Annotated in this window: 13 protein-coding genes; 5 read left to right on the plus strand and 8 right to left on the minus strand. The window is 70.1% G+C overall.

Annotation, left to right across the window (positions count from 1 at the left end):
* A partial coding sequence (locus tag ACZ5K7_RS40410) for a carboxyl transferase domain-containing protein (RefSeq protein WP_468922271.1) occupies nucleotides 1-141 on the plus strand: 141 nt, incomplete at its 5' end.
* Between the two features lie 34 nt (nucleotides 142-175).
* Complete coding sequence (locus tag ACZ5K7_RS40415; protein ID WP_089098553.1) at nucleotides 176-373, plus strand: acyl-CoA carboxylase subunit epsilon; 198 nt, start codon at nucleotides 176-178, stop codon at nucleotides 371-373.
* A gap of 486 nt (nucleotides 374-859) precedes the next feature.
* Here the strand turns inward: ACZ5K7_RS40415 and ACZ5K7_RS40420 are convergent, their stop codons facing one another.
* The 8 genes from ACZ5K7_RS40420 to ACZ5K7_RS40455 all read right to left on the minus strand — a co-directional run bounded on the left by ACZ5K7_RS40420 (nucleotide 860) and on the right by ACZ5K7_RS40455 (nucleotide 11,721).
* A complete protein-coding gene (locus ACZ5K7_RS40420; RefSeq protein WP_046729246.1) occupies nucleotides 860-1,441 on the minus strand; it encodes a GTP-binding protein in 582 nt (193 codons plus the stop codon).
* Entirely contained in the window at nucleotides 1,422-1,991 is a 570-nt protein-coding gene (locus ACZ5K7_RS40425; protein WP_351705279.1) for a DUF742 domain-containing protein, read from the minus strand. The genes ACZ5K7_RS40420 and ACZ5K7_RS40425 overlap by 20 nt, the downstream gene beginning before the upstream one ends.
* Before the next feature lie 96 nt (nucleotides 1,992-2,087).
* On the minus strand, nucleotides 2,088-2,501 hold the full coding sequence (locus ACZ5K7_RS40430; protein WP_033321188.1) for a roadblock/LC7 domain-containing protein: 414 nt from the start codon (nucleotides 2,499-2,501) through the stop codon (nucleotides 2,088-2,090).
* A gap of 10 nt (nucleotides 2,502-2,511) precedes the next feature.
* A complete protein-coding gene (locus ACZ5K7_RS40435; RefSeq protein ID WP_468922110.1) occupies nucleotides 2,512-5,814 on the minus strand; it encodes a nitrate- and nitrite sensing domain-containing protein in 3,303 nt (1,100 codons plus the stop codon).
* Between the two features lie 381 nt (nucleotides 5,815-6,195).
* Nucleotides 6,196-6,771, minus strand: a complete 576-nt coding sequence (locus ACZ5K7_RS40440) for a GTP-binding protein (protein ID WP_046729249.1) — start codon at nucleotides 6,769-6,771, stop codon at nucleotides 6,196-6,198.
* Complete coding sequence (locus ACZ5K7_RS40445; RefSeq protein WP_019058642.1) at nucleotides 6,752-7,150, minus strand: DUF742 domain-containing protein; 399 nt, start codon at nucleotides 7,148-7,150, stop codon at nucleotides 6,752-6,754. The genes ACZ5K7_RS40440 and ACZ5K7_RS40445 overlap by 20 nt, the downstream gene beginning before the upstream one ends.
* A 110-nt stretch (nucleotides 7,151-7,260) precedes the next feature.
* Nucleotides 7,261-7,674 carry a roadblock/LC7 domain-containing protein gene (locus ACZ5K7_RS40450; RefSeq protein ID WP_005479910.1) on the minus strand — a complete coding sequence of 138 codons (414 nt, stop codon included), beginning with the start codon at nucleotides 7,672-7,674 and terminating at the stop codon, nucleotides 7,261-7,263.
* 9 nt (nucleotides 7,675-7,683) lie between these two features.
* The gene (locus ACZ5K7_RS40455) at nucleotides 7,684-11,721 is read right to left on the minus strand and encodes a nitrate- and nitrite sensing domain-containing protein (protein ID WP_468922113.1); all 4,038 of its coding nucleotides are present in this window, start codon (nucleotides 11,719-11,721) and stop codon (nucleotides 7,684-7,686) included.
* Nucleotides 11,722-12,294: 573 nt separating this feature from the next.
* On the opposite strand from ACZ5K7_RS40455, the gene ACZ5K7_RS40460 reads away from it, so the two are divergent.
* The 3 genes from ACZ5K7_RS40460 (at nucleotide 12,295) to gltX (ending at nucleotide 14,902) form a co-directional block, all read left to right on the plus strand.
* Nucleotides 12,295-12,483 (plus strand): hypothetical protein, encoded by a 189-nt coding sequence (locus ACZ5K7_RS40460; RefSeq protein ID WP_351705292.1) that lies wholly within the window; start codon nucleotides 12,295-12,297, stop codon nucleotides 12,481-12,483.
* 156 nt (nucleotides 12,484-12,639) lie between these two features.
* The gene (locus tag ACZ5K7_RS40465; RefSeq protein WP_351705295.1) at nucleotides 12,640-13,425 is read left to right on the plus strand and encodes a fumarylacetoacetate hydrolase family protein; all 786 of its coding nucleotides are present in this window, start codon (nucleotides 12,640-12,642) and stop codon (nucleotides 13,423-13,425) included.
* On the plus strand, nucleotides 13,418-14,902 hold the full coding sequence (gltX, locus tag ACZ5K7_RS40470) for a glutamate--tRNA ligase (RefSeq protein ID WP_351705298.1): 1,485 nt from the start codon (nucleotides 13,418-13,420) through the stop codon (nucleotides 14,900-14,902). Before ACZ5K7_RS40465 ends, gltX begins: the two co-directional genes overlap by 8 nt.
* Nucleotides 14,903-14,965 lie beyond the last annotated feature (63 nt).

Genomic DNA, 14,965 nt, shown 5'->3' on the forward strand with positions numbered 1-14,965 from the left:
TACTACGCGGCCGAGCGCGGCCTGGTCGACGACGTCATCGACCCGGCCCAGACCCGCGAGGTGCTCGCCAAGTCGCTGGCGATGCTGCACACCAAGCACGCCGACCTGCCGTCGCGTAAGCACGGCAACCCCCCGCAGTAATCCTGCGGAAACCTCTCTCACGGAGACTGAATCCATGAACGTCCCTGACATTCGCGTGGAGAAGGGCAACGCTGACCCGGAGGAAGTCGCCGCCATAACGGCGGTCCTCCTGGCCCGCGCGGCCGCCCGGCCGACCGCCGACACCGAGCAGACCCACCGAGGCCGCGCGAAGGCGGGCTGGCGCCGCCTGGAACGCGAAAACGGCTTCCGCGCCCCGCACAGCTGGCACTGAGCCCTCGGCACGACGTCGCACCACGGCCCCGCTTCTCCCTTCGGGAGGGCGGGGCCGTGGCATGCACAGGTCCAGGTGGGCGCGGCTCACCAGCAGGACCCGCCTGGAGCCGCCCAGCGCCGCTTCTACGCGCATCCCGGCCGCCTCGCCCCCGGCCCTCCCAGAGGCTCATATCGGGCCGCAGGAGCCGCAGGGAGCGGCGGGCGAGCCGGGTCCCGCTCTCGTCGCCGGTGGCGCCGCAGGCGCAGGCCCGGCACCCGTAGCCGTGTCAACTCGGCCATGTCCATGCGGTGTTCCTGCTCCCGCCGCTTCCCGCCCAGCCAGGTCTGGGCCGCAGGGCGGGCCACGGTCGTAACGCCGCTGCCTCAGCACTCATCCCGCAGTCCCCCTCCGTTCCGGCCAGTGTGCCGGCGGGGTATGACAAACCAGCGGGGTATGACAAAGGGGCCCCTTCCGACCGGAAAGAGCCCCTCGTGCGGCTGACCGCTAGCGCAGGCGGGCCATGAGCGCGTGCTCGACCAGGGTGATCAGGGCCGACTTGGCGTCCGCGCGGTGGCGGGCGTCCGTCGTGATGATCGGGGTGTCGGGGCCGATCTGGAGCGCCTCGCGGACCTCTTCCGGGTTGTACGGCTGGTTGCCGTCGAAGCCGTTGAGGGCGATGACGAAGGGGAGACCCGAGTTCTCGAAGTAGTCGACCGCGGGGAAGCAGTCGGCGAGCCGGCGGGTGTCCACGAGGACGATGGCGCCGATCGCGCCTCGCACCAGGTCGTCCCACATGAACCAGAAGCGGTCCTGGCCGGGCGTGCCGAACAGGTACAGGATCAGGTCCTGGTCCAGGGTGATGCGGCCGAAGTCCATGGCGACCGTGGTGGTCGTCTTGTCCCCGGTGTGGGTGAGGTCGTCGATGCCGGCAGACGCGGACGTCATCACGGCCTCTGTGCGCAGCGGGTTGATCTCCGAGACGGCACCGACGAACGTGGTCTTGCCCACGCCGAAGCCGCCCGCCACCACGATCTTCGCGGACGTGGTGGAGCGGGAAGGCCCTCCGCTAGAGCTTGCGAAGTCCACTGAGCACCCTTTCGAGCAGTGTCACGTCTGGCTGGCCACCGGCGTTCTCGTCGCCGCCGGGCTGATGGATGGCGACCAGGCCCGCCTCCGCCAAGTCGGCGACGAGGATCCTGGCCACGCCGAGAGGGATCGACAGGAGGGCCGAGACTTCGGCCACCGACTTGATCTCCCGGCAGAGGTTGCAGATCCGCTGATGCTCGGGCAGCTGGCCCTGCATCTGGTGCGGCTGCGCGGTGGTGTGCACCAGTGCCTCGATGGCGAGCTGGTACCGCGGGCGGGTCCGGCCACCGGTCATGGCGTACGGACGCACCAAGGGGTTGTGCGACCCCGAGGCCGGCGACGGCTCGGGACGGCGCTGCGGCTGTACCGGCTGGATGCGCGGCGCCGGCGGCTGGTCGTACGGCGACGGGCCGGGGCCCTGCGGTGCGTACGGCTGCCGGTGGCTCGGCGTGGAGGGGAAGTTGTACCGGTTCGCGGAACCGTCGCCCTGGCCCTGCGCAGGACCGTACGACCAGTTGCCGTTATTCGAACCGTTTGGGGGTGTTGCCACTTTCTCTCCTCCTCCGACCGTGCCGGGCACCCATCACTGTGGAGCCGCGTCCCGAAACCTTACGGCCCCGGGACGCGAAAACGCACCGTCTGCTTGTTAGTTGAGAAGGCTTCCCTGGAGTTCCGCACGCAGATCCGGGGTAAGAACCGTGCCCGCTCGGTCCACCAAAAGGGCCATCTCGTACCCAACCAGGCCGATATCGGCCTCGGGGTGGGCCAGGACGGCCAACGAGGACCCATCGGAAATGGACATGATGAACAGGAACCCCCGCTCCATCTCCACAACCGTCTGGTTCACGCTGCCGCCCTCGAAAATCCGGGACGCGCCTGCCGTCAGAGACGTCAGGCCGGAGGCGACGGCCGCGAGCTGGTCGGCGCGGTCACGGGGGAAGCCTTCGGACATCGCCAGAAGGAGTCCGTCGGCGGAGACCACCACCGTGTGGGACACCCCCGGGGTGTTGTCCACGAAGTTGGTGATCAACCAGTTCAGGTTCTGTGCCGCCTGGCTCATCGGGCTCACACTAACGCTCCTGGTTGTAGGTGCTGTCAGGACCACTGTGCTGATTCCGAGTGGCCTGGCCGTTCGTTTCACTGCCTGCGTTGCGTCCGCGCTGGACGCCCCTGCGCAGGTTGCTCAGCCTGCCCCGGACGTCCTCCGGAGCGCGGGAGACCTGTGGGCCGCCCTGAGGGGTGTTCTCCGCGGCTCCCTCGACCAGGTTGGCCTTGGGCACCCGCCTCGGCAGGCCGGAGGAGGTGACTCCGCCCGCCTTGGGCTTACGCAGCGCCGAGGCCTGCTGCCAGCGCTCGTCGTTCGCCGAACGCCAGCTGCTGTCGCCGTTGGACTCCGGAGCCGAGGCCGCCGAAGCCGCCGGAGCTGCGGCCGGAGCCTGCTGCGCGGGACCGGCGCCGTTCGGGCTGCCGGATCCCCGGCGGGGCAGCCCCGCGTTGGTCAGCTGGTGGCCGGCCGAGGGGGCCGCTCCCGGACGGTCGAAGCCTACGCGGTTCCGCTCGTCCACGTCACCGGCCTGCGTCGACTCCGCTTCCGGAGCGTACTGGGCCGGGTAACCGTTCTGGTAACTGTCCTGCTGCTGCCCCTGCTGCGGCCAGTCGTCCTGGTAGGGCTGTTCCCCGAACCCCTGGAACGAGTCGGAGGCGGCGGCGGGCGCGGCCTGGGGCTCTTCCTGGACCGGTTCCGGATACGCGGGCTCCGGGTAGCCGCCGTTGGTGGTGAAGGCGTCCGGCGAGAACGTGTCGTTCTGCGGCAGGCCGCCGTTCGGCGCGTAGTACTGCTCGTCGTACGCGCTCTGCGACCGCTCCTGGTACTGCTGCCCGGCGTCGAAGCCCGTGGGCTGCTCCTGGAAGCCCGTACCGCTGGTGTCGTAGCCCTGCTGGCCCCGGTCGAACTCGTCGGCGTAGGCCGGGATCTCCGTGGTCTCCTGCGGGCTCTGGGGGAGCTGTGGAGCCTCTCCGGGCTGCGCCTGGGCCTCCAGGGCCGCACGGCGCTCCTCGCGCATCAGGGAGCGGCCGACGGGGTCCAGCTCACGGATGTCGTCGGGGACCTCCGTGTAGCGGCTGTCGTCGAAGCCGAGCTCGGCCGCCGTGCGCATCGGCTGGAGCGGCTGCTGCTGGCTGAAGTTCTCGACCTGGAACTGCTGCTCCGGGATGATCTGCGAGACGGTGAACTCGTCGCGGTCCAGCTGCTGTTCGCCGCCACCACCGTGGGTGATGGCGTCCGGCAGCATGACCAGCGAGGTGGTGCCGGCCTGCTCGCCGGAGGGGCGCAGCTGGACCCGGATGCCGTGCCGGTCGGAGAGTCGGCCGACCACGAAGAGGCCCATGCGCTGGGAGATCGCGGCGTCCACGGTCGGCGGGTTGGCCAGCTTGTGGTTGATGTCCGCGAAGTCCTCGGCGGTGAGGCCGATGCCCTTGTCGTGGATCTCGATCATGATGCGGCCGTCGGGGAGACGGGTCGCGGTGACGCGCACCTTGGTCTGCGGGGAGGAGAACGTGGTGGCGTTCTCCAGGAGCTCGGCCAGCAGGTGCACGAGGTCGGTGACCGCGCGGCCGTGGATCTCGGCCTCCGGGACGCCGGAGAGCTCGACGCGCTCGTACTGCTCCACCTCGGAGGAGGCGGCGCGCAGCACGTCCACCAGCGGGACCGGCTGGTCCCAGCGGCGGCCGGGCTCCTCGCCGGCGAGGACCAGGAGGTTCTCGCCGTTGCGGCGCATACGGGTCGCGAGGTGGTCCAGACGGAAGAGGTTCTCCAGCTGGTCCGGGTCGGCCTCGTTGTTCTCCAGGTCGGTGATCAGGGTCAGCTGGCCCTCGATCAGCGACTGGTTGCGGCGCGACAGGTTGGTGAAGATCGCGTTGATGTTCCCCCGCAGCAGGGCCTGCTCGGCGGCGAGCCGGACGGCCTCGCGGTGGACCTGGTCGAAGGCGCGGGCGACTTCGCCGATCTCGTCGGTCGAGGTGATCGGGATCGGCGCCACCCGGGTGTCGACCCGGCCGGGGTCGGTGCGGGAGAGCTGGTCGACCAGCATCGGCAGGCGCTGCTCGGCGATGCCGAAGGCGGCGTTGCGCAGCTGGCGCATCGAGCGGGACATCTGGCGGGCCACCATGCCGGCCAGGATGAACGCCGCGAGCAGCGCGACCACGACCGCGGCACCGGTGATGAACGCGGAGGTCTTCGCGTCGTCGGCGATGCCGGAGGCCTCGCTCACCGCCTTGTCGGCCATGTCCGACTCGATCGTGCGGTAGGCGTTGTACTTGAGCGTGTTGACCGCCCACCAGTTGTCGGCGGTGATGCCCCCGGCCGCCAGCGTCTGGCGGGTGCTCGGGTCGGTGTCCTGCAGCGTCGCCAGCGCCGAGACCATCGCGTTGTCCTTGGACGGCGGGGCCACGTAGTTCGGGTCCTTGGCCTTCGCCTGCTGGACCAGCGCCGCGCCGTCGGTCTTGATCTTCTGCTGGAGACCGGCCAGCTTCTGCGCGTCCGCCTCGGTGCCACCGCCGAGGTACTCCTCGACGGCGATGCCTTCGAGATAGGCGTACGACGAGAGGGCGACCCGCTGGGTGGCCAGGTTGCCGGCGTCCGGGCCGGGCTTGATCAGCAGGTGCATGCCGATCGACCGCTCCAGCGACAGGGCCGCCTTGGTGAGCGAGATGGCGTAGACCGTACGGCCGTAGGAGGTGATGTTTCCGGTGCCCAGACCGAGTTCGTTGGCGAACTCCATCAGCGGGTGGGCGACCTGGGTGTATCCCTCTTCCGTCTTCACACCGCCGAGATTGGTGGTGTACGCGGCGGCGCGCAGGTCCGTGAGGGCGGGCTCCGCCTCGCGGAACAGCTTCAGGCGGCGCTCAAGGCCGGACTTCTGCGGCATGTTCTGCGCGGCCGCGTCGAAGGCGTCGGCGGCCTTGTCGGTCTCGGCGCGCGCGTCCTTGACGGTCTTCTTGTCGGCCGCGTTCTGCAGCGAGCCCTTGAGCAGGGGCGCCGCGGTGGTGTCACGCTCGTTGTACAGGGCGTCGGCGTAGCTGAGGGAGGCGCGGACCAGGCGCGCGGTGTTCTCCGCGTCCCGGGCCTCGTTCCAGGTGTCGATGGAGCTCTTCACCTGGAAGCCGCCCATGACCAGACCGACGACCACGGGTATGAGCAGGATCGCGTTCAGCCTGGTCGGCACTCGCCAGTTGCGCGGGGAGAAACGGCCGCCGCTCTTCGCGGGCGCGGCCGGTGGTTCCGCGGCTGGCACAGGGGTGGGCGCCGCAGCGCGCGGCGGCGGGGTGAAGTTGCCCCGTGCCGACGGCTCGGGACCGTTCTTGCTTCGCCTCACTCGACCAACAACCTCTCGGCGGCGGGCACCTATCGTTGTGCCGCAGTCTCTCAGAGCCCGGTGTGTCATCGACCACTACGGAGTACGTCTTTGACTATTGGGCAGTTCAGGCATTCCAGCACGGGGGCCTGCGCACTTCCAAACAGCGGAAAGCGGTGGAGTGCGGTCTTGTAAGGCCCAGATAAAACGGTCATAAAGAGCGAGCCCCGCCAAAAGGCGGGGCTGTTGTGAGCGCAGCGGCACCGCGTGACCGCGACGCGTGGCGATATCACCGGATTCCTCTGCCGAAACGTTATGAACACCGGAGCCGACCGTGTCAAAGGCCACAGTCGGCTCCGGTTTCCGTACGACAACTGCCGTACACGACGAACGACTTGGCTGCTACCGCAGCCGTGCCATGAGAGCGTGCTCCACCAGAGTGATCAGCGCGCTCTTGGCGTCGGCACGGTGCCGGGCGTCCGTGGTGATGATCGGCGCGTCCGGGCCGATCTGCAGCGCCTCGCGGACCTCTTCGGGAGTGTAGGGCTGGTGCCCGTCGAAGCCGTTGAGCGCTATGACGAACGGCAGACCGCTGTTCTCGAAATAGTCCACCGCCGGAAAACAGTCGGCGAGCCGGCGGGTGTCCACCAGGACGACGGCGCCGATGGCGCCCCTGACCAGGTCGTCCCACATGAACCAGAAGCGGTCCTGGCCCGGCGTGCCGAACAGGTACAGGATCAGGTCCTGGTCGAGCGTGATACGTCCGAAGTCCATGGCCACCGTGGTGGTGGTCTTGTCCCCGGTGTGGGTCAGGTCGTCGATGCCCGCCGAGGCGGACGTCATCACGGCCTCCGTGCGCAGCGGGTTGATCTCGGAGACCGCTCCCACGAACGTGGTCTTGCCGACGCCGAAGCCGCCCGCCACCACGATCTTCGCGGAGGTGGTGGCCCGACCTCCGTCAGAGCTTGCGAAGTCCACTGAGCACCCTTTCGAGCAGCGTCACGTCAGGTGCGCCACCGTTGTTCTCGTCGCCGCCCGGCTGGTGGATGGCGACCAGGCCGGCCTCGGCGAGGTCGGCCACCAGGATCCGGGCCACACCGAGCGGCATGGCGAGCAGCGCCGAGACCTCGGCCACCGACTTCACCTCACGGCACAGGTGGCAGATGCGCTGGTGCTCCGGGAGCAGCCCCATGAGCGCTGCCGGGTCGGCCGTCGTGCTGATCAGCGCCTCGATGGCGAGCTGATAGCGCGGCCGTGTCCGGCCGCCGGTCATCGCGTAAGGACGTACCAGCGGCTGGTCGCCCTCGTCCCCGTACGGCTCCGCGTACGGATCATGAGAGGCGGTGGGCGGGGTCATCGTTCCTCCGGGCGGGACAGCAAGTCGGTCAGTCGTGCCGTCGGACGTGGCCGGTGGGGGGATTGTGGCGGCCGGACGGTGATTTGGTGAGGTGGGTTGGATCCGGGCTGTCAGTGGAGCAGACTGCCTTGCAGTTCGGCGCGCAGGTCGGGCGTGAGCACCGCGCCCGCGCGGTCGACCAGGAGCGCCATCTCGTAGCCGACGAGGCCGATGTCGCACTCGGGGTGGGCCAGGACCGCGAGGGACGACCCGTCCGAGACGGACATCAGGAAAAGAAAGCCGCGTTCCATCTCGACGACCGTCTGTGCGACGTCGCCGCCCTCGAAGATCCGGGATGCCCCGGCCGTCAGCGAGGTGAGTCCGGACGCGACGGCCGCCAGCTGGTCGGCACGGTCACGCGGGAAGCCTTCGGACATCGCCAGAAGGAGACCGTCGGCGGATACGACGACGGTGTGGGACACACCTGGGGTGTTGTCCACGAAGTTGGTGATCAACCAGTTGAGGTTCTGTGCCGCCTGGCTCATCGGACTCAACTAACGCTCCTGCTGGTGAGTGGGGCTCGGGAAGCTGCCGGTCTGCGGGCCGGTACCGGCCTGCCGTCCCTGCGCGATACCCCGACGGAGATTGGTCAGCCGGCCGCGGACGTCATCAGGCGCACGCGAGACCTGCGGACCGGTGTGGTGCTGTTGCTGCTGAGCCGTGCCCGGGACGAGGTTCGCCCTGGGTACCCGGCGCGGCAGACCGGAGGTGGTGACACCGCCCGCCGCCGGCTGCCGTACACGCTCCGCCTGCCGGACGAGGTCGTCGTTCGGGGAGGTGCGCCAGGCTGCCTGGGCGGGACGCTGGGGGGCCGCGGCGGCCGGGGCCGGCGGCTGGGCAGGAACGGGCGGGACCGGCGCCGAGCCGTTTCCGTGGCCGTTGCTCTGCGGGTGCTGCTGCTCCTGCTGGCCGCCGTGGAACCAGTTGGTCTCCAGCGTGTCGTACAGCGGGGTACGACCGTCACCGGGACCGCTGGCCGGGGGCAGCGCCTCGGGCTCCTGACGGGCCGGCGGCGCGGGCGGGACCGGCGGACGCTGCGGCGCGCCGAAGTCCATGCCGCGGCCGTTGGTCCCCGGCCGCTCGAACTGGCCCGTGCCGTTCTGGCCATTGCCGTTCTGCCCGTTGCCGTACTGGCCGTTGCCGTACTGGCTGTTGGCCGCGTAGCCGTTCTGGCGGCCGGGCAGGGAGTGCTGGCCGGTGGAGCCGTTGTCGTAGGACGGCGTGGCGAACTGGCCGGTGGAGCCGTTGTCGTAGTTCTGCGGGGCGGCGAACTGCCCGGTGTTCTGGGAGCCGCCCTGCGGCCCGGTCGACCCGCCGAAGACATCGGAGCGGACGAACTGCCCCGAGTCCTGCTGGCCGTTGACGTTGGGACGCGGGAAGGAACCCGTGTCCTGCGGTCCGTTCGCGCCGGGGCGCGGGAAGGAACCGGTGTCCTGCTGGCCGTTGACGTTGGGACGCGGGAAGGAACCCGTGTCCTGCGGTCCGTTCATGCCGGGGCGGGGGAACGAGCCGGTGTCCTGCGGTCCGTTCATGCCCGGGCGGGGGAACGAGCCGGTGTTCTGCGAGCCGTTCGGCTGGTTGAAGTCCGGCCGCGGGAACTCGCCGGTGGACGACGGCCCCTGCGGGATCGCCGGCATCTGCGAGGTGGCGCCCATGCCCTGCCGGTCGTCGATGCGGGGCATCGGCGCGGTGTGGGCCGGGTCCTGCTCGTCGTGGCCGCGCGGGGTGTCCAGCGAGGCACGGGAGAGCGGCGGCTGGGCGTTGTCGTCGCTCCAGCTGGGCCTGCCCTGCGGCGGGTTGCCGCCGGGCAGCTCGGCCCGCGGGCCACCGCGCGGCGGCAGCTGGGGCTGACGGCCCTGGTCGGAGGGGGAGGCGGAGCGCTGCGGCGGGACCGGGGCCCGGTTGCCGAAGGCGTCCTGCCCCCCGAAGGAGTCCTGCCGGTTGCCGAACGCGTCCTGGTCGCCGAAGGCACCGCCGCCGCCGTTGGGCCGGCCCTGCGGGGGAGCCGCCGGACCCTGCTGGCCGCGCGCGCCGCCCGGCGCACCGGGACGGCCGCCGTTCGGGCCCGCGCCGGGCAGCGCGGCCCGAGGACCCTGGCCCGCGCCGACCTGGCCGCGCGGAGCCGCACCGGCGCCGAGCAGTCCGCCGCCGGAGGGGCCGCCGGCACCGAGGGCGCCACCGCGCGCACCGGCGGCACCGCCGCCGAGGGCCGCGGCGGGGGCACCCGCGCCGAGCGAACCGCCGACACCGCCCTGGCCGCCGCGCCGGGCCGCGGCCGCACCGGCCGCTGCCTGTGCGGCGGCCGGACCGCCGGACGACGCCGGGGCGCCGGGCTTGCCGGGAGCGGGCTTCTTGCCGCCCTGGGCGACGTCGACGGGGAGCATGACCAGCGCGGTCGTACCGCCGGAGTCGGACGGGCGCAGCTGGATGCGGATGCCGTGCCGCTGGGACAGACGACCGACCACGAAGAGGCCCATGCGGCGGGAGACGGAGACGTCCACGGTGGGCGGCGAGGCGAGCCGCTCGTTGATCGCCGCGAGGTCCTCGGGGGAGAGGCCGATACCGGTGTCGTGGATCTCGATCAGGACGCGGCCGTCGGGCAGCGCGTGACCGGTGACCTTGACCTTGGTCTGCGGCGACGAGAACGAGGTGGCGTTCTCGAGGAGCTCGGCGAGCAGGTGCACGAGGTCGTTGACCACGCGGCCGGCGACCTCGGTCGTCGGCACGGCGGCCAGTTCGATGCGCTCGTACTGCTCCACCTCGGACGCGGCGGCGCGGAGCACGTCGACCAGCGGGACCGGGCGGGTCCAGCGACGGCCGGGCTCTTCACCGGCGAGAACCAGGAGGTTCTCACCGTTACGGCGCATACGGGTCGCGAGGTGGTCGAGCTTGAAGAGGGAGGAGAGCTGGTCCGGGTCGGCCTCGCGGGACTCCAGTTCGGAGATGAGCGAGAGCTGACGCTGGATGAGGCCCTGGGAGCGGCGCGAGAGGTTGGTGAACATCGCGTTGACGTTGCCCCGCAGCAGGGCCTGCTCGGCGGCGAGGCGGACCGCCTCGCGGTGCACGTCGTCGAAGGCCGCGGCCACCTGGCCGATCTCGTCCCGGGAGTGCACACCGACCGACTCCACGGACGTGTCGACGTCCTGCGGGTCGGACTCGGACAGCTGCTTGACCAGCTCGGGCAGCCGGTCCTGGGCGACCTTGGTGGCGGTCTCCTGGAGGCGGCGCAGCGAGCGGATCATGGAGCGGGCCACGATGAAGGCGCCGACCAGCGACACACCGAGGACGAGCAGGATCAGCGCACCGGAGAGGATGGCCTCCTGCTCGGAGGAGGACCGCAGCTCGCGGGCCTTCTGCTCCATGTCCTCGAGCAGCGAGTGCTCGATCTTCTCCATCTGCTCGATCTTGGTCGAGCTGTCGTCCACCCAGTCCTTGTACGACCGCTTGCTCAGCTCGTTGAGACCGTTCTGGGCACCGAGCGCACGCTTGGCGTAGGTGTCGGCGGCCTCGATCGTGGGGTTCTTCCCCTCGATCGGCTCCAGCAGGGTCGCGGCGTTGCCGGCGTAGATCTTCCGGAAGATCGTCAGTTCGGAGGTCTCGCTCTCCTGGGCGGACTCGCCGTACAGGCGGTCGTTCTCGGAGAGGTCGCCGGCGGTGGTGTTGTTGGCGGGCAGGGCCGCGGCGATGACGGCGCGCTGCACGGACGCGTACTCCTTGGCGGTGGAGAACGCCGCCAGGGCGCGGGTGCGCTGGATCATCTCCGGGTTGCTGGAGGCCTGCGCCATGTCCTGGGAGAGGTCGATCAGCTGGGTGATCAGCCGGTGGTAGGACTCGACCGTCTGGGTCGAGTTCTCCTTCTGCTGATAGGCGTCCTTGCGGATCTTCGCCAGGTCGTCCAGCTGGCCGGCCAGGCCGACGAGGCTGTCGCGTACGCCCTGGAGCTGACCGTTCTTGCTCGCGGTGTCGATTTCCTCGGAGGCGTTGAGGAAGTTGTCGCGGGCGCGGTCGGTCTGCGCCTCCTGGTCCCTGATCGCGAGGCTGCTGGTCGACTGACCGTGCGCCAGCGGACCGGCCGTGTCGTCGCGCTCGTCCTGGAGCGCGACGGCCAGCTCGGTCGCCTGCTTGGTCATGTCCGTCAGCAGCTTGATGTTGTCGAGCTCCTGGATGGAGTCGAGCGACTGGTTGATGCGCACCGCGCCCAGCGTCGTCGCCGCCACCACGGGGAGCGCGAGCAGCGACACCAGGCGCGTGGAGATGCGCCAGTTGCGCAGGGCTATGCGCGAGCCGGGGTTCGACGGGCCCTTGGCGGGCTTGACCGCGGGTGTCGGCGCGGCTGTCGGCTGGGGGCCCGAAGATCCCGAGGACGCCGAAGACGCCGACACGGCGGGGCGCCCGGAGCGCTCACCGCCGTCACCGCCGACCTGGGCCGGGCCCGGGTTCTGGGCGTGCTGGGGCGAGGAACCGCGGTCGGTCCCGCCGTGCGCCTCCGGCTCCGCCGAAGCGCTGCCATCCCTCTTGAAACGTCCCTGCACTAGCGTCGCAACCTCTGGACCAGGCGCCCCTCCGCTGAACGGAGAGACACGGTGTCGGCGTTGATAGGGGGGAGCGCCCTGAATGCGCGCCCCCTGTTGGTCGTGAGTGTGACCGGCGCTGGATCCCCCTGTCTCGCCGCCACCCGGCGCTGCGTTGCGCCCCCTGCGCGCCGGCTCGATCCCGCGGCGGTCCGTGGAATTCCAGCACAGTGCCGGATCTCCAACAAGGGCCGTGAGCCGAGCTGTGACCTCCGTGACAGCGTGTGAGTGACACGTTACGAGATGTCGAAGCTGATCGCGTACATAACGGACGTATCCCTGCCAGTCACAGGCCCGGGGGGCGTGTCCCAGTCGCCATGATCAGGAGCGGAATGACATCTTCAGTTCGCCAATGTCCGTTTCATTGCGGTGACTTGTCAGCCCGAAATGACCGTTTCGCCTTCGGGTTCGTGAGCAAACTCACACGTGGATCACAGGTAGTTGGCGGCTTCCGCCGGGAATTCGATGTTTAGCCTGGCGCTTTACAAGAGGGATGTCTCTGCCAACCCACACACGACGGGGTCCACTACAACCGTGAAGACGACCATGATGTTCCGCAACATAGCCAACCCCCGGCGCACCACCCTCGCCCACCTCAAGGACGCCGAGGAACTGCAGACCCCCGAACTCCCCGAGCACTCCCTCGACCTCCCCGCCCAGACCGCCAACCCGCGGCGCACCATCCTCATGGAGATCCCGGCCACGACCTCGGTCGCCGAGTAGCCGCGTAGCCGCGCAGCCGCGCAGCCGTCAGTACGGGTCACGGCCGCCGTTCACTCACTCACCCGGTCACCGGGTTGTTTTCACGGCGGCCACCCCTTGCCGCGTTAGCCTGGAGCGTCAGACTCCAGCCGGCTCAGTGAGGGGCGCAAGGATCCCGTGCGCATCGCCAGGTTCTCCATCGACGGGAACGTCGCTTTCGGCGCCGTCGAGGGCGACAAGCAGGACGAACTCGTCCTCGACATCATCAAGGGCATTCCGTTCACGGACTTCGAGCTCTCCGGCACGAAGGTCCCGCTGAACAAGGTACGGCTGCTCCCGCCGGTGCTCCCGAACAAGGTCGTCGCCTACGGCCGCAACTACGCGGAGCACGCGCGGGAGCTGGGCAACGAGGTCCCGGACGCCCCCTTCGCCTTCTTCAAGCCGTCCACCTCGGTGATCGGCTCCGGCGACGACATCCAGTACCCCTCGTTCTCCCAGGACCTCCACCACGAGGCCGAACTGGCCGTGGTCATCGGCCGCATGTGCCGCGAGGTCCCGCGCGAGCGCGTCCAGGACGTCATCCTCGGCTACACCTGCGCCAACGACGTCACCGCCCGCGACGTCCAGAAGCGCGAGAAGCAGTGGGCCCGGGCCAAGGGCTTCGACACCTCGTGCCCGCTCGGCCCCTGGGTGGAGACCGACCTGGACCTCGCCACCGCGTCCGACCTGACGATCCAGCTCACGGTCAACGGCGAACAGCGCCAGCTAGGCCGGACGAGCGAGATGATCCATCCCATCGCGGACCTGATCGTCAACATCACCGAGGCCATGACGCTGCTCCCCGGCGACGTGATCCTCACCGGCACCCCGGCAGGGGTAGGCCCCCTCAACGTCGGCGACGAGGTCGCCGTCACCATCGAAGGCATCGGCACTCTCACCAACAAGGTTGTCAAGCGTGGCTAGCGCACCCGGCTCCCCCGTCCGCGTCCGTTTCTGTCCCTCGCCCACCGGTAACCCCCATGTGGGCCTGGTCCGCACCGCCCTGTTCAACTGGGCCTTCGCCCGGCACCACCAGGGCACGCTGGTCTTCCGCATCGAGGACACCGACGCGGCCCGCGACTCCGAGGAGTCGTACAACCAGCTGCTCGACGCGATGCGCTGGCTGGGCTTCGACTGGGACGAGGGCCCCGAGGTCGGCGGCCCGCACGCGCCGTACCGCCAGTCGCAGCGCATGGACCTGTACAAGGACGTCGCCCAGAAGCTGCTCGACGCCGGCCACGCCTACCACTGCTACTGCTCCCAGGAGGAGCTGGACACCCGCCGTGAGGCCGCCCGCGCGGCCGGCCGGCCGTCCGGCTACGACGGCCACTGCCGCGACCTCACCGCCGAGCAGGTCGAGGAGTACAAGGCCCAGGGCCGCGCCCCGATCGTCCGCTTCCGGATGCCCGACGAGACGATCACCTTCACGGACCTGGTCCGCGGCGAGCTGACCTTCACCCCGGAGAACGTCCCGGACTACGGCATCGTCCGCGCGAACGGCGCACCGCTGTACACGCTCGTCAACCCGGTCGACGACGCCCTGATGGAGATCACCCACGTCCTGCGCGGCGAGGACCTGCTCTCCTCCACCCCGCGCCAGATCGGCCTCTACAAGGCGCTGACCGAACTCGGCATCGCCCAGCAGATCCCGGCCTTCGGCCACCTCCCCTACGTCATGGGGGAGGGCAACAAGAAGCTCTCCAAGCGCGACCCGGAGTCCTCGCTCAACCTCTACCGCGAGCGCGGCTTCCTCCCCGAGGGCCTGCTGAACTACCTCTCGCTGCTCGGCTGGTCGTTCTCCGCGGACCAGGACATCTTCTCGATCGAGGAGATGGTGGCCGCCTTCGAGATCTCCGACGTGAACCCCAACCCGGCCCGCTTCGACCTCAAGAAGTGCGAGGCGATCAACGCCGACCACATCCGCCTGCTGGATGTGAAGGACTTCACGGAGCGCTGCGCCCCCTGGCTGAAGGCCCCCTTCGCCCCCTGGGACCCGGCGGACTTCGACGAGTCCAAGTGGCACGCGATCGCCCCGCACGCCCAGACCCGCCTGAAGGTCCTGTCGGAGATCACCGACAACGTCGACTTCCTGTTCCTGCCCGAGCCGGTCTCCGACGAGGCGTCGTGGACGAAGGCGATGAAGGAGGGCAGCGACGCCCTGCTGGCCACGGCCCGGGAGAAGCTGGAGTCGGCCGACTGGACCTCTCCGGAGTCCCTGAAGGAGGCCGTCCTGGCCGCCGGTGAGGCCCACGGCCTCAAGCTCGGCAAGGCCCAGGCCCCGGTCCGGGTGGCCGTCACCGGCCGCACGGTCGGCCTGCCGCTCTTCGAGTCCCTGGAGATCCTGGGCAAGGAGAAGACCCTGGCGAGGATCGACGCGGCGCTGGCGAAGCTGAGCGCGTAGGCACGCGCGCGTGAGGGGCGGCCCCGGTTCATCGCGGGGCCGTCCCTTCGTCGTACCGGGCGG

The sequence above is a fragment of the Streptomyces sp. NPDC031497 genome (assembly GCF_055580905.1).

Excerpts from the sequence above, each read along its gene's own strand:
- ACZ5K7_RS40450 (WP_005479910.1), bottom strand. The coding sequence starts at position 7,674 with ATGAGCCAGGCGGCACAGAACCTCAACTGGTTGATCACCAACTTCGTG.
- ACZ5K7_RS40430 (WP_033321188.1), bottom strand. The coding sequence starts at position 2,501 with ATGAGCCAGGCGGCACAGAACCTGAACTGGTTGATCACCAACTTCGTG.
- ACZ5K7_RS40445 (WP_019058642.1), bottom strand. The coding sequence starts at position 7,150 with ATGACCCCGCCCACCGCCTCTCATGATCCGTACGCGGAGCCGTACGGG.
- ACZ5K7_RS40415 (WP_089098553.1), top strand. The coding sequence starts at position 176 with ATGAACGTCCCTGACATTCGCGTGGAGAAGGGCAACGCTGACCCGGAG.